The 15938-nt window shown below is 62.8% G+C and carries 17 protein-coding genes and 3 tRNA genes; 11 read left to right on the top strand and 9 right to left on the bottom strand.

The window, feature by feature from the left end:
• Positions 1–2: 2 nt before the first annotated feature.
• Positions 3–572: a transcription elongation factor GreB gene (gene greB / locus HHL14_RS00815; protein ID WP_169495694.1), complete on the bottom strand. Its 570-nt coding sequence runs from the start codon at positions 570–572 to the stop codon at positions 3–5.
• Positions 573–706: 134 nt separating this feature from the next.
• Here greB and HHL14_RS00810 point away from each other — a divergent pair.
• Both HHL14_RS00810 and HHL14_RS00805 read left to right on the top strand, forming a co-directional pair.
• Positions 707–783: transfer RNA gene (locus HHL14_RS00810), tRNA-Arg, on the top strand.
• Positions 784–850: 67 nt separating this feature from the next.
• Positions 851–927: transfer RNA gene (locus HHL14_RS00805), tRNA-Arg, on the top strand.
• A gap of 126 nt (positions 928–1053) precedes the next feature.
• Here HHL14_RS00805 and HHL14_RS00800 read toward each other — a convergent pair.
• From HHL14_RS00800 to HHL14_RS00780, 5 genes are all read right to left on the bottom strand, one after another.
• On the bottom strand, positions 1054–1542 hold the full coding sequence (locus tag HHL14_RS00800) for a phage protein NinX family protein (RefSeq protein WP_169495693.1): 489 nt from the start codon (positions 1540–1542) through the stop codon (positions 1054–1056).
• Positions 1543–1743: 201 nt separating this feature from the next.
• Complete coding sequence (locus HHL14_RS00795) at positions 1744–4104, bottom strand: RelA/SpoT family protein (RefSeq protein WP_169495692.1); 2361 nt, start codon at positions 4102–4104, stop codon at positions 1744–1746.
• 100 nt (positions 4105–4204) lie between these two features.
• Positions 4205–4408 carry a DNA-directed RNA polymerase subunit omega gene (rpoZ, locus tag HHL14_RS00790; protein WP_044848533.1) on the bottom strand — a complete coding sequence of 68 codons (204 nt, stop codon included), beginning with the start codon at positions 4406–4408 and terminating at the stop codon, positions 4205–4207.
• 60 nt (positions 4409–4468) lie between these two features.
• Positions 4469–5152, bottom strand: a complete 684-nt coding sequence (gmk, locus tag HHL14_RS00785; RefSeq protein WP_169495691.1) for a guanylate kinase — start codon at positions 5150–5152, stop codon at positions 4469–4471.
• Between the two features lie 19 nt (positions 5153–5171).
• Positions 5172–6095: a YicC/YloC family endoribonuclease gene (locus tag HHL14_RS00780; protein WP_169495690.1), complete on the bottom strand. Its 924-nt coding sequence runs from the start codon at positions 6093–6095 to the stop codon at positions 5172–5174.
• A gap of 262 nt (positions 6096–6357) precedes the next feature.
• On the opposite strand from HHL14_RS00780, the gene rph reads away from it, so the two are divergent.
• From rph to HHL14_RS00740, 8 genes are all read left to right on the top strand, one after another.
• Positions 6358–7095 (top strand): ribonuclease PH, encoded by a 738-nt coding sequence (gene rph / locus HHL14_RS00775; protein WP_169495689.1) that lies wholly within the window; start codon positions 6358–6360, stop codon positions 7093–7095.
• Positions 7092–7721: an RdgB/HAM1 family non-canonical purine NTP pyrophosphatase gene (gene rdgB, locus HHL14_RS00770; protein ID WP_407945246.1), complete on the top strand. Its 630-nt coding sequence runs from the start codon at positions 7092–7094 to the stop codon at positions 7719–7721. The genes rph and rdgB overlap by 4 nt, the downstream gene beginning before the upstream one ends.
• Entirely contained in the window at positions 7718–8947 is a 1230-nt protein-coding gene (gene hemW / locus HHL14_RS00765) for a radical SAM family heme chaperone HemW (protein ID WP_169495688.1), read from the top strand. Before rdgB ends, hemW begins: the two co-directional genes overlap by 4 nt.
• A 56-nt stretch (positions 8948–9003) precedes the next feature.
• A tRNA-Ser gene (locus HHL14_RS00760) sits at positions 9004–9093 on the top strand.
• Positions 9094–9532: 439 nt separating this feature from the next.
• The gene (locus HHL14_RS00755) at positions 9533–9811 is read left to right on the top strand and encodes a hypothetical protein (protein ID WP_169495687.1); all 279 of its coding nucleotides are present in this window, start codon (positions 9533–9535) and stop codon (positions 9809–9811) included.
• A gap of 128 nt (positions 9812–9939) precedes the next feature.
• On the top strand, positions 9940–10122 hold the full coding sequence (locus HHL14_RS00750; RefSeq protein ID WP_169495686.1) for a hypothetical protein: 183 nt from the start codon (positions 9940–9942) through the stop codon (positions 10120–10122).
• 307 nt (positions 10123–10429) lie between these two features.
• Positions 10430–10894, top strand: a complete 465-nt coding sequence (locus tag HHL14_RS00745; RefSeq protein WP_169495685.1) for a DUF3304 domain-containing protein — start codon at positions 10430–10432, stop codon at positions 10892–10894.
• A 23-nt stretch (positions 10895–10917) separates the two neighbouring features.
• On the top strand, positions 10918–12759 hold the full coding sequence (locus HHL14_RS00740; protein ID WP_169495684.1) for a T6SS phospholipase effector Tle1-like catalytic domain-containing protein: 1842 nt from the start codon (positions 10918–10920) through the stop codon (positions 12757–12759).
• 16 nt (positions 12760–12775) lie between these two features.
• Here HHL14_RS00740 and HHL14_RS00735 read toward each other — a convergent pair whose 3' ends face one another.
• From HHL14_RS00735 to HHL14_RS00725, 3 genes are all read right to left on the bottom strand, one after another.
• On the bottom strand, positions 12776–12925 hold the full coding sequence (locus HHL14_RS00735) for a hypothetical protein (protein WP_230412878.1): 150 nt from the start codon (positions 12923–12925) through the stop codon (positions 12776–12778).
• Between the two features lie 124 nt (positions 12926–13049).
• A complete protein-coding gene (locus HHL14_RS00730; protein ID WP_169495683.1) occupies positions 13050–13280 on the bottom strand; it encodes a hypothetical protein in 231 nt (76 codons plus the stop codon).
• 258 nt (positions 13281–13538) lie between these two features.
• The gene (locus HHL14_RS00725) at positions 13539–14756 is read right to left on the bottom strand and encodes a Bcr/CflA family multidrug efflux MFS transporter (protein WP_169495682.1); all 1218 of its coding nucleotides are present in this window, start codon (positions 14754–14756) and stop codon (positions 13539–13541) included.
• Positions 14757–15142: 386 nt separating this feature from the next.
• On the opposite strand from HHL14_RS00725, the gene HHL14_RS00720 reads away from it, so the two are divergent.
• Entirely contained in the window at positions 15143–15817 is a 675-nt protein-coding gene (locus tag HHL14_RS00720) for a hypothetical protein (protein WP_230412877.1), read from the top strand.
• The last annotated feature ends 121 nt before the right edge of the window (positions 15818–15938 follow it).

Here is a 15938-nt window from a genome sequence, read left to right as displayed (position 1 = left end):
GCCTAAGCACCGCTATCGGGCGGCGGATATTTGACGTCGAGAATATCGATTGGCTGAGGCCCCGCCGGCGTGAACAACGTGACGGTATCGCCGACCTTCGCCTTCAACAACGCACGCGCAATCGGCGAAATCCAGCTGACATGCCCGATGTCGAGATCGACCTCGTCAATACCGACGATCGTCACCGTGTTTTCCTCGCCATCCTCGGTCGCATATTCGACCGTCGCGCCGAAGAACACCTGATCGACGTTTTCCTGCCGGCTGCTATCCACCACCTCGGCCAGATCGAGACGCTTGGTCAGGAAGCGGATACGTCGGTCGATTTCCCGCAGCCGGCGTTTGCCGTAGATGTAATCGCCGTTCTCCGAGCGGTCGCCGTTCGATGCCGCCCACGACACCAGCTTGACCACCTCGGGCCGCTCGACATCGATCAGATTCAGCAGCTCATCGCGCATGCGGCGATGGCCGGCAGGCGTCATGTAGTTTTTGGTGCCTGCGGGCACATCGGGTTGAGCGACGTCGAGATCGTCGTCGTTGTCTTCGCTCGACTCTTTGACAAAGGCCTTGTTCATAGTGATCCAGTAAAACAGCAGCTAACCACAATTGCCTAAAAGGAAAAGGTTACACGACGATCGGGCTCGCGACACAAATCGCCGCGATGGGCTTCCATTTTTCAAATCTGTTGGCTATAATCTCGTTTCTGTGTGCGGCTGTAGCTCAGTTGGATAGAGTACTTGGCTACGAACCAAGGGGTCGTGGGTTCGAATCCTGCCAGCCGCGCCACCTTTTCAAGCAGATTTCCCTACGGAAGTTTGCAAGTTTCATTGCAGCAAGCATCACCGTTTCGCGTGCGGCTGTAGCTCAGTTGGATAGAGTACTTGGCTACGAACCAAGGGGTCGTGGGTTCGAATCCTGCCAGCCGCGCCACTTTATGAAGGGCCTTCCAATCGGAAGGCCCTTTGTTTTTCCGGGCATCACATCGAACACGCACGTCAAACCACCTATGCGTGTCCGGCCCGATGAGCATCAGCCAAGGCGCAAGCCCTAAGCCCCTCAACGCGGCGGCGACTGGATATCTCCAATCTGCCCGTCCGGACGCGGCAAATCCTCCATCACCCCACCCACCGTTTGCTCGCTGATCGTTTCGGTACGTATGCCGTTCAGCGCCTGCCGCTCCCACAGCATGTCGTCGTCGACGGTATCGCCGAAATGGCTCGCCACGAACGCACGCAGCACGGCGATTCGTAGCGACTCGCCCCGCCCCTCGACGGCTTGTCGGGCGCCCTCGAACTCCGCGACGCATACCGCATTCCTGCCGCCCTGCTCCCGCACGTCGAGCCGCCGCGCACGCTCGAGCACGACCGCAGCCGTCTCCCACGACACCGACGGCGTAAAACGGCCATCCCACGGACGACCGCGGTCATTGCCGCGGATCGCGACGGTCTCGCCACTATCGGTAAAGTAAATTTCGCGCACGAAGTCGTGCAGGCTGCGCGCCACCCAGTAGTCGAGCGCCACGCCATGGAGCCTGGATACGTTCATCGGCGTTCTCTCCGGAGTTCAGGTGAGACCTGCTTTTCAGCTACGTGCCGATAAGTGCCGCACGAAGGGTGCCCGACTTGAAGCCGATGGCGCACGGAAATGACAGCCGCACACCATCAGGACGGATCAAGGCATGACCAGACCAGACCGCGATCCATCAAGCTCCTGTCAACGCCGAAGCCCGACGGCAATCCGCACGACTCAGTAGTCCGCGCGCTCGCGATCGATCCGCATCCCGCCATCATGCCGGTGGTGCCCTTCTTCGCTCGGCCGTTCACGCGCGATGCGCATCACGTCCGGGTTCGTCCGCACCCGCCGCATCACATTGGCCAGATGAACCCGATCGCTCACCTGGATCACGAAGCGCAGCACCGTGGATTCCTGCGACAGGTCTTCATCCATCGCGATATGGACGATGTTCGCATCCGCCGACGTGATGTCGGCCGCCACACGCGCAAACACGCCCTTGGTGTTCTTGACCAGCACCTTGACCGCGACGTCGAACAGACGACCCGGCTGCGGCGCCCACGCGACGTCGATCCAGCGGCCCGGATCGCGCCGGTGAATCCGCTGCGCAACGCGGCAATCCGTCGTGTGAATCGCCATGCCGAGGCCAATGCCGATATAGCCCATGATGTCGTCGCCCGGAATCGGACGGCAGCAGGCCGACAACTGCACCGACATGCCCTCGGTACCCGTGATGACCACAGGCGGCGCATGCGGCGTCGAACCGGACTCGGAACGCGAGCCGTCGTCGTCGGCGTCGCGCCCGCTCATCAGCACTTCGATGCGCTTGGCCATCACCGCCGCGACGCGCCGGCCAAGGCCGATGTCCGCGAAAATTTCCTGACGGTTCTTGTTACCCGTCCACTGCACGAGCTTTTCCCACACTTCCGGCGTGACGTCCGACAGCGCGAACCCGTAGCCCTTCAACGCCTGATCGACCAGACGCTCGCCCAGTTGCACGGACTCGTTCAGACGCATCGTCTTCAGATAATGACGGATCGCCGAACGCGCCTTGCCGCTGCGCACAAAACCGAGCCATGCCGGATTCGGCTTCGAATACGGCGCCGTGATGACCTCGACGATATCGCCGCTCTTCAGCTCGGTACGCAGCGGCAGCAATTCGTTGTTGATCTTCACGGCGACGCACTGGTTGCCGAGGTCGCTGTGGATCGAATACGCGAAGTCGAGCGCGGTGGCGCCGCGCGGCAGCGCCATGATCTTCGACTTCGGCGTGAACACGTAGACCGCGTCCGGGAACAGGTCGATCTTCACGTGCTCGAGGAATTCGCTCGAGTCGCCCGCCTCGCTCTGGATATCGAGCAGCGACTTGAGCCACTGATGCGCGCGCTTTTGCACGTCGTTCAGATCCGCGCTGCCGTTCTTGTACAGCCAGTGCGCGGCGACGCCCGCTTCGGCGATTTCATGCATCTTGCGCGTGCGCACCTGGAACTCGATCGGCGCGCCGAACGGGCCGACCAGCGTGGTGTGCAGCGACTGATAGCCGTTCACCTTCGGGATCGCGATGTAGTCCTTGAACTTGCCTGGCACCGGTTTGTACAGCGCGTGCAGCGCGCCGATGCAGGTGTAGCACTCGAGCGCGCTCTCGACCACGACACGGAAGCCGTACACGTCGAGCACCTGCGAGAACGACAACTGCTTGTCGCGCATCTTCTTGTAGATGCTGAAGATGGTTTTCTCGCGACCGGTGACTTCGGCGTCGAGCTTCGCGTCCGCGATCGCGCGCTGCACCGATTCGAGAATCTTGCCGACCACTTCGCGCCGGTTGCCGCGCGCAGCCTTGACGGCTTTTTCGAGCGTCGCGTAACGGTGCGGGTTGAAGTTCGCGAAGCTCAGGTCCTGCAGCTCGCGATAGGTATTGTTCAGGCCGAGCCGGTGAGCGATCGGCGCGTAAATGTCGAGCGTTTCGCGCGCGACGCGACGACGCTTCTCGGGCGGCACCGCGCCGAGCGTGCGCATGTTGTGCAGCCGGTCGGCGAGCTTCACGAGAATCACGCGCACGTCGCGCGCCATTGCGAGCAGCATCTTGCGGAAGTTTTCCGCCTGCGCTTCCTCGCGGTTGCGAAACTCCATCTTGTCCAGCTTGGACAGACCGTCGACCAGTTCCGCGACCTTCGCGCCGAAGCGCTCGGCGAGCTCCGCCTTGGTCACGCCCTGGTCTTCCATCACGTCATGCAGCAGCGCCGCCATGATCGACTGGGCGTCGAGATTCCAGCCCGCGCAGATTTCCGCGACGGCGACCGGATGCGTGATGTAGGGCTCGCCGCTCTGGCGATACTGACCGAGGTGGGCTTCGTCGCTGAAATGGAACGCCGCCTTGATGTCCTTGATCTCTTCCGGCTGCAGATAGCCGGACAGCGCGGACGTCAGATTGGCGATCGAAACGACGTCATGCCGGCGCGGCTGCTCCGGCGTGGCGGTCGGCCCGAACAGATGACGAAACGACTGCTCGAGGACCGCGTCGATGTACTTGCGTGCAGACGAGGGCGAATCGACGTCGTGATCCACTTCCGTGGCGGTGGGCGGGGTAGCACTCATGGTCGCCTCTCCGGTAGCGGTCAGGGTTGGACGCAGGTCTGCACGTTGATCAATCCGGTGTGGCAAATACCGGGAAATCGAAAACGAAAAACAGTGCGCCTTAAACCGGCACCTTCTTCAGCATTTCGACGCCGACCTGGCCCGACGCGATTTCACGCAGCGCGACGACGGTGGGCTTGTCGCGGCTTTCGATCTTCGGCGTGTGACCTTGGGCGAGCTGACGCGCGCGATAGGTTGCGGCAAGCGCGAGTTCGAAACGGTTCGGGATCTGTTTGAGGCAGTCTTCGACGGTAATGCGGGCCATGTTGGGTTCCTTCTCAGTATGTTGCTTATTCTACCTTATGTGCTGGGCACAACGCCGCGCTCACGCGTGCGGCAAGTGGATGCCGAGCTGCATGAAAAGCTGCGTGTGACGCGCGTACTGTGACGCGAAGCGCGAACGCGTCGCGCCGACGAGGCAACGCAGTTCGGCGAGCGCGCGATCGAAGTTCTCGTTGATCACCACGTACTCCGCTTCGGCCGCGTGCGCCATCTCGCCGCCCGCCGCGAGCAGGCGTCGCGTGATCACGTTCGGCTCGTCCTGGCCGCGCTTTTTCAAACGCTCTTCGAGCGCTTCGAGCGACGGCGGCAGAATGAAAATTTCCACCGCGTTGTGAAACTGCTTCTTCACCTGCTGCGCGCCCTGCCAGTCGATTTCGAGCAGCACGTCATGGCCGCTTTTCATCTGCTCCTCGATCCACACGCGCGAGGTGCCATAGTAGTTGCCGTGCACTTCCGCGCTTTCGAGAAACTCGCCCTCGTCATGGCGGCGCATGAAGTCTTCGACGGTCGTGAAGTGATAGTGCTCGCCGTCCTGCTCCTTCGGACGCGGCGGGCGCGTCGTGTACGAGATCGACAGACGGATCGCGTCGTCGCCGGCAAGCAGCGCGTTCACGAGCGTCGACTTGCCGGCGCCCGACGGCGCGACGACCATGAACAGGTTGCCAGGATAAGCGCCGGCGTACGGATGGCGCGGCGCGCCGCTTTCGCGTGGGTGGTGGTCGGTCATGATGTGTAGTGCTCCAGCCTTATTCGAGATTCTGTACCTGCTCGCGCATCTGTTCGATCAGCAGTTTCAGCGTCATCGACGAATCCGCGAGTTCCTTCGCCGCCGCCTTCGAGCCAAGCGTATTCGCTTCGCGGTTCAGCTCCTGCATCATGAAGTCGAGCCGCTTGCCGACCTTGCCGCCCTTCTCGATCACATGACGCGTTTCGTTCAGGTGAGCGGTGAGGCGCGACAGCTCTTCGGCGATGTCAATGCGAATGCCGTACATCGTCACTTCCTGGCGAATCCGCTCGTTGATCTCTTCGCGCGAGACGATCGTCGCGGCCGCATCCGGCGCGGCGATGCCGAGCGCTTCCTGCAGACGCTCGACGATCTTCTGCTGATGCTTCGCGATCAGATCCGGCACGAGCGGCGTGATCTTCGTGACGATCGCCTCCATTTCGGTGACGTTCGCGAGCAGCATGTTCGCGAGCTGCGCGCCTTCGCGCGCGCGCACGTCGATCAGGTCGGCGATAGCCTGCTTGCCGCACGCGAGCACCGCGTCGCGCAGCGTTTCGGGCGCGATGCCGCTTTCGGCGAGCACGCCCGGCCAGCGCAGGATTTCGCCGGTGCGCAGATGACCGGCATCGGGAAACGTTTCGAGCACTGTGCGCTGCAGCAGCGCGAGCTGCTCGAGCGCATCGCGACTGATCGCGCCCACGTTCGCCGACTGCTCGCTGCGCTGCAGATTCACACGAATGTCGACCTTGCCGCGCGACAGCTTGTTCATCAGCATTTCGCGCAGCGTCGGTTCGACCACGCGCACGTCTTCCGGCATACGGAAGTTCAGATCGAGAAAGCGCGAATTCACCGTGCGCAATTCGACCGACACGCTCACGCCGCCAGTGCCCGAGGCCGCCACGAGTTCGCGGGTGGCGCTCGCATAGCCAGTCATGCTGTAGATCATCGTATTTCTCGCGATTGCGGCCGGGCGTCGAACGCCGGCCTGAGAAGCGGATCGCCCGGCGTGTACGAGACGCGGGGCGGGGAACCGGCATTATCCCATTTTTGGCGGCGACATCCGCCGCGAGCCAGCATGGATGCGGGTTGGCACGCGAGCCCGTCTGGCGTCATCTGTCGCGAACCACGCGCGCGACCGCGCTATCCGATCGGCGGTAAAATTGCGCTTTTCCTCCGCCCTCTTTCGAACTACTCCGAGCCCTTCCGACATGAGCAACGACACCCAACGCCCGAGCCGCCGCCAGCCCAACCAGTTGCGCGACGTGCGCATCACGCGTCACTACACGAAACACGCGGAGGGCTCGGTGCTGGTCGAATTCGGCGACACCAAGGTGATCTGCACCGCGAGCGTCGCCGAGAGCGTGCCGCCGTTTCTGCGCGACGGCGGCCAGGGCTGGCTCACCGCCGAATACGGCATGCTGCCGCGCGCCACGCACACGCGCAGCGACCGCGAAGCCGCGCGCGGCAAGCAGACCGGCCGCACGCAGGAAATCCAGCGCCTGATCGGCCGCGCGCTGCGCTCGGTGTTCGATCTCGAGAAGCTCGGCGCGCGCACCATCAATCTCGATTGCGACGTGATTCAGGCCGACGGCGGCACCCGCACCGCGAGCATCACCGGCGCGTTCGTCGCCGCGCACGACGCGGTCGCGAAACTGCTCGCGACGGGCCGCATCGAAAGCTCGCCGATCAACGACTACGTCGCGGCGATTTCGGTCGGCGTGTACAACGGCGTGCCGGTGCTCGATCTCGACTACGACGAAGACTCGCAGTGCGACACCGACATGAACGTCGTGATGACGGGCGCGGGCGGCTTCGTCGAAGTTCAGGGCACCGCCGAGGGCGTGCCGTTCTCGCGCGACGAAATGAACGCGCTGCTCGATCTCGCGAGCGACGGCATCAACACGCTGATCGCGAAGCAGAAAGAAGCGCTGGGAGTACAGCGGTGAACGAAGTTCGCGAGGACGGCATGCCGTTGAAGAAAGTGGTGCTGGCGTCAAACAACGCGGGCAAGCTGCGCGAGTTCGCGGCGCTGTTCGGCGCGGCCGGCATCGAACTGATTCCGCAAGGCGCGCTCAACGTGCCGGAAGCGGAAGAGCCGCATCCCACCTTCGTCGAAAACGCGCTGACCAAGGCGCGTCATGCGGCGAAGCTCACCGGCCTGCCCGCGCTCGCCGACGACTCCGGCCTGTGCGTGCGCGTGCTGCGCGGCGCGCCGGGCGTCTATTCGGCACGCTACGCGCAACTCGCCGGCGGCGAGAAGAGCGACGCGGCGAACAACGCGCGCCTGATCGCCGAGTTGCACGGCGCGAGCGACCGGCGCGGTTACTACTTCTGCGTACTCGCGCTCGTGCGTCACGCGGACGACCCCGAGCCGCTGATCGCCGAGGGCCGCTGGCATGGCGAGATTCTCGACGCGCCGCGCGGCGAACACGGCTTCGGCTACGACCCGTACTTCTATCTGCCGTCGCTAAACGCAAGCGCCGCCGAGCTCGAGCCGGCGGTGAAGAACGCGAGCAGCCATCGCGCGATCGCGCTGCGGCAACTGCTCGCGCGTCTGTCGGAGGAAGCGTGATTCCGATTCACCCGACGCCCGCGGACATCGGTAACGGTGTCGTCAAGGCGTTCACGTCGCCGGGCAGCATCCGTCTGACCTCGCTGCCTCCGCTCGCGCTGTACGTGCATTTCCCGTGGTGCGTGCGCAAGTGCCCGTATTGCGATTTCAATTCGCACGAGTGGAAAGGCGACGCGTTCCCGGAGAACGATTACCTCGACGCGCTGCGCGCCGATCTGGAAATGGCGCTGCCGCTGATCTGGGGGCGCCAGGTGCATACGGTGTTCATCGGCGGGGGCACGCCGAGCCTGCTGTCCGCGGCGGGGCTCGACCGCATGCTGTCGGATATTCGCGCGCTGCTGCCGCTCGATGCCGACGCCGAAATCACGCTCGAAGCGAACCCCGGCACGTTCGAAGCCGACAAGTTCGCGCAGTTTCGCGCGAGCGGCGTGAACCGGCTGTCGGTCGGCATCCAGAGTTTCAACGAAGCGCATCTGAAAGCGCTCGGCCGGATTCACGATTCGGCGCAGGCACGCCACGCGGTGGAAGTCGCCGCCACCACGTTCGACAACTTCAACCTCGACCTGATGTTCGCGCTGCCCGGGCAAACGCTCGCCGAATGCGAGGCTGACATCGAGACAGCGCTGTCGTTCGCGCCGCCGCATCTGTCGCTGTATCACCTGACGCTCGAACCGAACACGCTGTTCGCGAAGTTTCCGCCCGCGCTACCCGACGACGACGAGTCCGCCGACATGCAGGACTGGCTGCACCAGCGCACGGCCGAGGCCGGCTACGAGCGCTATGAGGTGTCCGCGTATGCGCAGCCGCATCGGCAGAGCAAACACAATCTGAACTACTGGCGCTTCGGCGACTATCTCGGCATCGGCGCGGGCGCGCATACGAAGCTGTCGTTTCCGAACCGCATCGTGCGCCAGGCGCGCTACAAGCATCCGGCCACCTTCATCGAGCAGGCGAAGGCCGGCGCGAGCGTGCAGGAAGAACACGAGGTCGGGCCGCGCGATCTGCCGTTCGAGTTCATGCTGAACGCGCTGCGGCTGGTGGAGGGATTTCCGGTGCACCGGTTCATCGAGCGCACGGGTCTGTCGATCACCGCGATCGAGCCCGCATTGCAGGAAGCCGAGCGACGCAAGCTGATTACGCGCGACCACGAACGGATCGCCCCGACCCCGCTCGGTCAGGCGTTCCTCAACGATCTGCAGGCGCTGTTTCTGAAAGATCCACAGTAGACGGTCGTTCGACGGCCCTCGGCAGCGACGTTTTTTCAGGTTACAATTCGCGGTTTGGAGGTGTGGCCGAGTGGTTTAAGGCACCGGTCTTGAAAACCGGCGAAGGAGTGATCCTTCCGTGAGTTCGAATCTCACCGCCTCCGCCAGACTCCCCAAAAACCCCGCAAGTTTAGATATTTGCGGGTTTTTTGTTTTTTCGCCCATCATCGCGCACAAACTCGCCGCCTTCGTACGCGTTTTCAGACATCGGCGCGTCCTGCATCGTTGCCGCGACGGTCCACTAGAATCCGCTCATTCACGTTTCCCGTCGGGGGACTCATTATGGACGAGTCCGATCTATGCAGGACCGCCGATACGTTTTCGCTTGCGGGCGCGGCGGCGTTGATTTGCGGCATCCGGCCCAACCGAGTCTAGGGGCCTGAGGAATACGGCGAAAAAACTTGCCACATTCCGCGCCAAGCGAGCTTCATAGAGTTCGAGACTGGCGAAGAGGTCCTGGACGAGACCCCGGAAAAGTTCAAGGCCGTTCTACAGGCGTTGACGCACGCAGCGGAACGGGGAACGCTGACCGCCAATAAGGTCTACGTGGGTAAGTACACTCATATTCGATACGTCAACGATGAATCCGAAGGTTATTGGGACCCCGTAGGCGAAATCGACGCTCAGCGGACGACCGTCGATGTTGAAACCCTGAAAACGTGGCTCGCGTCGCTGGGCGTAACAACGGGATTCTTCTATCCCGGTGCGAGTGATACTCCTGACTACCTGAATGCCGAACATCCGCGCTATGCGCGAAGGCTCGCCGCCGTCAATGCCTGGCTGGCGGTCACACAGGCCAGCGGCAAGAGCGAAGGACGCCATTAAGAAGCGGATAGAGGAAGCGGGCTATGGCAATCGGACACAAGACAGGCGGACGCCAGAAATGAACGCCGAACAACGCGACCGCGAGGGTTAGGGAACCCGCGAGAGAGCACGGCCCCGCCGCCATCCGCGTGTTGGTCGAACTCATGCAATGCGCCAACGAAGGAACGCGGCTGAGCGCCGCTTGCACGATTCTGGACCGCGCCTATGGTCGCCCGTCGGTTTGCACTGAAACCTGCAATGACGACGACATTCTGTTCGCCAACCCGCTCACGAACGGCCGCAACGAAGCAGACGAAATCGGAACGACCTAAGCAATTCTTCCGCCCATAAAAAGCGCGGCGCACGGCAGATGGCATCCCGTCATTGGCGGTGCGCGTCGGCACCACGACGCGCACCCGACGTTACCCTGCCAGCAAATCAGTCATCCCCCGTCGAAAGCAGACTGGTCTCCCTCCCCAAGGCTGGCTTTGGGTCTGCCTGTTAAACATCGTCAACCAATGTTCCGAATCATGGACATTGTTCAGATGATTTGCTTTACTCGATTGCTTTTGATGCGTCCGCTCTCCGATTAGCCACAGCGGAGCGGCGCACTTCATACAGAACGGCAGTTAAGCACCAATGACAACACCAAGAAAACTTGCCTTCGGACTGGCGCTCGTGCTGAGCGCCTTGCTTTCCGGTTGCCATGCCGGGGCCAATAACGATGACAGCCACCCCGTATCCAGCACCGAGACAATGGGACTGGACGTTGTGGGCTACAACCATACCGATAACTCCATCGGCAGCTTTTCCGTCAATGGCCAGGGTGGCTCGTTTCTCGCCAGGCACGAAGAAGGGGGCTCTGCCTGCTGCGTATCCCTACCGGCTAAATACACGCCCGGCCTAACCGTGACCGTGACCTGGACGGATACGTACAACGAGCACCCGCAAAGCCGCGTTGTTGCCGTCCCCCCGTACACACCCGATGAGAGCGGCATGTTTGCTGTGCATTTTCTGCGCGACGGGCTAATCAAGGTGTTCGTCACGATGTATGACCTCGGGCACACCAATTACCCGCTGAAGGGCGACGAAGCAAAGATGTAAAGTCAACAAAAAGGACAATCCAGATGCCTTACTCGGTCACGATCCCCGCCCCCCTTCCCGCAGATGGCTACCGCAAGCTCACTCCCCAGGAGTTGGCCAGAAGGGCCGCTGCGATGCAGTGCATTCACCGGAAGGAGGCCGGGCAATGCCAGGGACAGGTATATGCCACTCTGTTCTTTGACGGCACGGGTAACAACCAGGACTGGACTGAGCCGAAGACATCCGGCACCCAGCAGGCCCACAACAAGCACAGCAATGTTGCCCGCCTTTTCAATGCTGCCCCCCGTGAAGTCGATGAGGGATTGTTCCCCTACTACATCACAGGCGTCGGCACGCCCTTCGACAAGGTCGGCGACAACAACCAGAGCGGCGATACACTCGGCATGGGCGCAGGTTATATGGGCGCAGACCGTATCAACTGGGGTATCACGCAGGTTTTCAATGCCGCGCATGAATACGTTACCAAGACGCTGTTGTTAACCGACGCTGACGCAAAGGCCCTCGTCAACTCCATCAGCTCCAATGCGCCTGCGCTGCCATCGGGCGCAACGCCTGGAAAAACGTTCCTCTCGCCCGACGATGCCATGCCGGGCGCAATGGCAGGACAAATGCTGGCGAACATGATGCTAGAAAAGCAGCGCCGTGTTGCAGCCCTGCGCAAATGGGAAGACAAGCTCGCTGTGGTGCTGAAAAACGCCCAGCGCCAGGTGACCTCGATCAACGTCGCGGTGCTGGGTTTTTCGCGCGGTGCGGCAGAGGCTAGGGCATTTACGAATTGGCTGAACGATTTGCTCAAGCGCGATGATGGCGGCTATTACACGCTGGCGGGCGTACCATTGCGCCTGTATTTTCTTGGCCTGTTCGATACGGTTGCGTCGGTGGGCGTTCCGAACATGATTCCGGGGGTGAATGGACATATGGCGTGGGCGGACGGTACCCAGGCCATCCCGGGAATCGTGGAGCAGTGCGTCCATTTCATTGCGCTGCACGAGCAGCGCGCCTGCTTTCCGCTGGAGATGGCGTCCAACGTGCGACAGGTAGCTTATCCCGGCATGCACTCGGACGTGGGCGGTGGTTACCTTCCCACTGAGCAGGGAAAGCTCGGGCAGTTGTCCCAGATTCCACTAAACGACATGTATTACGAAGCGTTCAAGGCGGGGGTGCCGTTGAGATCACGCGATGAAATCAACAGCAAGGGATTCGAAGCGCTTAAAAAGCAGTTCGACATACCGCCCGACCTGCTGGCGAAGTACAAGGCGTACTGGCACGACAACGGTATTGGCGCGGACGGCTCGGGCAAGGACGGTACATTGAACATGATCCGCCAGCACACGCACCAATATCTGCAATGGCGTAAGGCGTTGCCGTCAAGGCTTGATCTGGAAAACCGCTCTTTCTGGAAGCGGGCGGTTGATGACCACGACCAATTGTCCGAGGCGCAAAACGACCTGGCCGAGCAAGTACACGATATTGGCCCACGTCTGCAATCCACGCTGAAGACCGCCGGAACCGCGACGATGCTTGAGATACTCTCACCTGCCATGGTTGCATGGTATGCGTGGGACCATCGCCCGGTGAGCGGTGAAACCCGCGAACTAGTTGCTGCCGCGACCACGAATGACAGCGTACCCACCTCAGTGCAACAGTTCTTCGATGACTATCTGCACGATTCGCGTGCGGGATTTCGCGTTCGAAACAGGATGGAGCCACAGGGACTTACGGGCGGCTATCTGCGCTATCGCAACATCTATCAGAACACCCGCGAACAGACGGTGGCGACGGTGTCACCAAGCGACGACGCCGCATCGGTCAAGGATGCCGCACGAAGCGCACTGGCCGGAACGGATGAGGAAGCGACTGTTTGAGCCGCACGTCCAAAGGTTAATCCGAAGCGTTACAGACATGCGCCGCCCACGCTTCATTCACCACCACGACGTGGCTGTAATGACCACCGGGTTTCGCGAGCGCAGCCGGATTGTGAGTGTGCGGCAAGGTACGTGACAAATGCGGATCGTGCGGGCTATCGGTCATCGACCACTCCAGAAGTGAACACCTCCGGGCAGCTTATGGCCGTGCGAGCCTGCGCGCAACACTCATGCACCGAACGTCGCGCGCACCCTCCTCCCACCCTCAATGTACCGTCACGCGATGCGCATCACGCGTCGACCATCTCGAGCTTTTCGCGCGCATCCGCACAACGACGATTCAGATCGCGATGCATCAACTGGCTGTCGAGCAAAGCCGAGGCATCGGTCAGCCCCTGATCAAAGCGCAAGACGTGTTCGATGTCGGTGTAATCGTAATAAGCGCCGCTGTCGGCCAGCCGTTGCGCTTCGGCGAATGCGGCATGTTGCCGTTCGCCGTTCATCAGGTCTTTGATCGCCATGATTGCCGCTCCGAGGAACAGTGACTTCATCATAGCAATGCAATCCGTGACGCACGGTGGCGCGCACGCAACACCAGGTGTTTTCCGTAGAGGCGCGCCGGGAGGTCACGCGCGGGCCGGTGCGCGGCAACGCCATACGAGTCTCACATCGGCTCTCACGTCATTTCCACGTCGCTCGCACGTACCCTTGCGCCGTGTTCGCACGGCATCCACGAAGAGAAGCCATCGACCGCTACCGAGACAACGCCCGCGCGTCACTCACGCGGCGGCCGGCGCTTTCGAGCCGTGCCAGCGCATCACCAGCATCCGCCCGACAAAGCACAAACTGCCCGCCACCCCCACCACGATCCCCATGCCCTTCGGCGAACCGTCCTGCCACAGCCCGACCGCCAGGCTCGACAACGCGCCGAACGCGAGCTGCACCGCGCCGAACACGGCCGCCGCGGCGCCCGCGTTGACCGGATAGCGATGCATCAGATCGGTCGTGCAATTGGCGCCCAGCACGCCCACCACGCTGACCACGAAGAACAGGCCGAACACGATCGACCACAACCCGCCCCAGCCGGTCAGCGACACGAGACAGACGAACAGCGACGCGACAAAACTGACGGTCGCCGCGAACGAGATGATCGGCACCGGTCCGAGCCGGCCGACCAGCCGCGTGTTCAGATAATTGCCGCCCATGATGCCGACGATGTTCAGCGCGAACAGAAAGCCGTAATGCTGCGCCGACACGTGGAAGTACTCGATGTACACGAACGGCGTCGCGGTGATGTACGCGAACATCGACGCGAACGCCATGCCGCCGCACAGCATGTGACCCCACGCGACCGGATCGCGCAACAACGTACCGTACGCGCCGAACGACTTCAGCAGCGCCGACTGTGCGCGCTTCTCGCGCGGCCACGTCTCCGGCACCTTCAGAAACGCCATCACCGCGCACACGGAACCGAACAGCGTCAGCGCGACGAACACGGTGCGCCAGCCGCCCACCAGCAGCAACTGGCCGCCGATCAGCGGCGCGAGCAGCGGGCCGATCGACGTGACGATCGCGATCATCGACAGCACGCGGGCGGCATCGCCCGGCTCGTGCGCGTCGCGCGCAATCGCTCGGGCGAGCACCGATGCCGCGCCCGCGCCCAGCGCCTGGATAAAGCGAAATCCGACCAGCGAGCCGATCGAGAACGACATCGCGCATGCGATGCTCGCCAGCGCATACATCACGATGCCGCCGAGCAGAATCGGCCGGCGTCCATAGGTATCCGACAGCGGACCGTAGAGCAGCATGCCGATCGAAAAGCCGAACATGAAGCTGGTGAGCGTCGACTGCGCGGCGCCGGTACCGACCGCAAAGGCCTGCGCGATGGTCGGCAGGCTCGGCAGGTACATATCGATGGAAATCGGTCCGCAGGCGGCCAGCGCACCGAGCAACAGAATCAGCCGGCCATCGGGTCGGCGTTTAGCGACGTGAGACATGGGGAATCCGGATGAAACGCCGCGCCGGCATCGGCAGCGGAACGGTAAAAGCGGGGCAGCAACGACTTGAGGGCTCGATTGTACGCGACGGTTCTCCGGCAGACCGCGCCGGCACGCGGCAACGTGGGCGATCCACGACAGCCCAAGCCGTGGGCGCGGCGGTCATCGCGCGGGAATCACGCGGTAATCGAGCATGGCAGCCATCGCCGCCACGTTCGCGCGATGTCGCCCCATCGCATGCCGCGCCTCTACGGTGCCCCTACCGTGCGGCATGCGCGCTGCCGATCGGTTAAGCTGCCGCCTGCATAGCCGGGGCATGCGTCGGCATGCGCCACCGCACCAAACACCGTGCAACACCCTCCCCCTGACCTCGTCACGAGCCTGCGATGACCGCCTTTCTGCTGATCTGGAGCCCGAAGAAGTGGCCATGGCCCGAACTGCCCGACATCGCAAAACGCGTTGCCGTCGGCGAGGCCGTGGCGGACGTGTGGGGCTGCGGCTTCGCGCGTGGGATCCTGCCCGGCGACCGGGTGTTCCTGCATCGCGTGGCTCAGGAACCGAAAGGCATCTTCGGCTCCGGCTACGTAACGCGCGCGCCGTACGAAGTCCCCGACGCGTCGACCAAACGCGGCTATCGCCTGTGCATCGACTTCGTGTACGACTGGCTCGTCGATGCGCATCAGGCGCCGGTGATTGCGCGCGAACAGTTGCGCGTGCATCCGTTCTCGGTGCAGACGTGGGATGCGCAAAGCTCGGGCACCATCATCAAGCCGATCGCCGAGGGCGCGCTGGAAAAGCGCTGGGCCGAGCTGACCGGCAAGCGCAAGCCGCCGAGGCTCGACGCGCCGCCGAACGGTCCCGCGCGCTCGACCAAGGTCACCGCGCACATCGCGGCGGCGCAGAAGGCCGCGGCGAATCTCGCCGCTGTTGGCACCGCCGCCACAACTGCCACCGCCATCGCCGCAAAGCCTGTCGCGACCAACGCGGCGGCGCCCGTCAGGCCATCGCGAAGCCGGAACGCAACCCGTAAAACGCCACCGAAAGCCACACCGGAAAGTTAGGCAAAACACCCGCACCACGGCCGCAGCGCGTTCACCGGCACGGCGCGGCAAAAGCCCGCCCGCGCCGCCCGCCGACGCCGACTCCGGTACAATTTCTCGATCTATCCCAGCGTCGCGCGGA

It is taken from the genome of Paraburkholderia antibiotica (assembly GCF_012927125.1).
In the GTDB taxonomy this organism is placed as follows: domain Bacteria; phylum Pseudomonadota; class Gammaproteobacteria; order Burkholderiales; family Burkholderiaceae; genus Paraburkholderia; species Paraburkholderia antibiotica.
The sequence above is the reverse complement of the archived record's forward strand: the minus strand, read 5'-3'. Positions and strand labels throughout refer to the sequence as shown.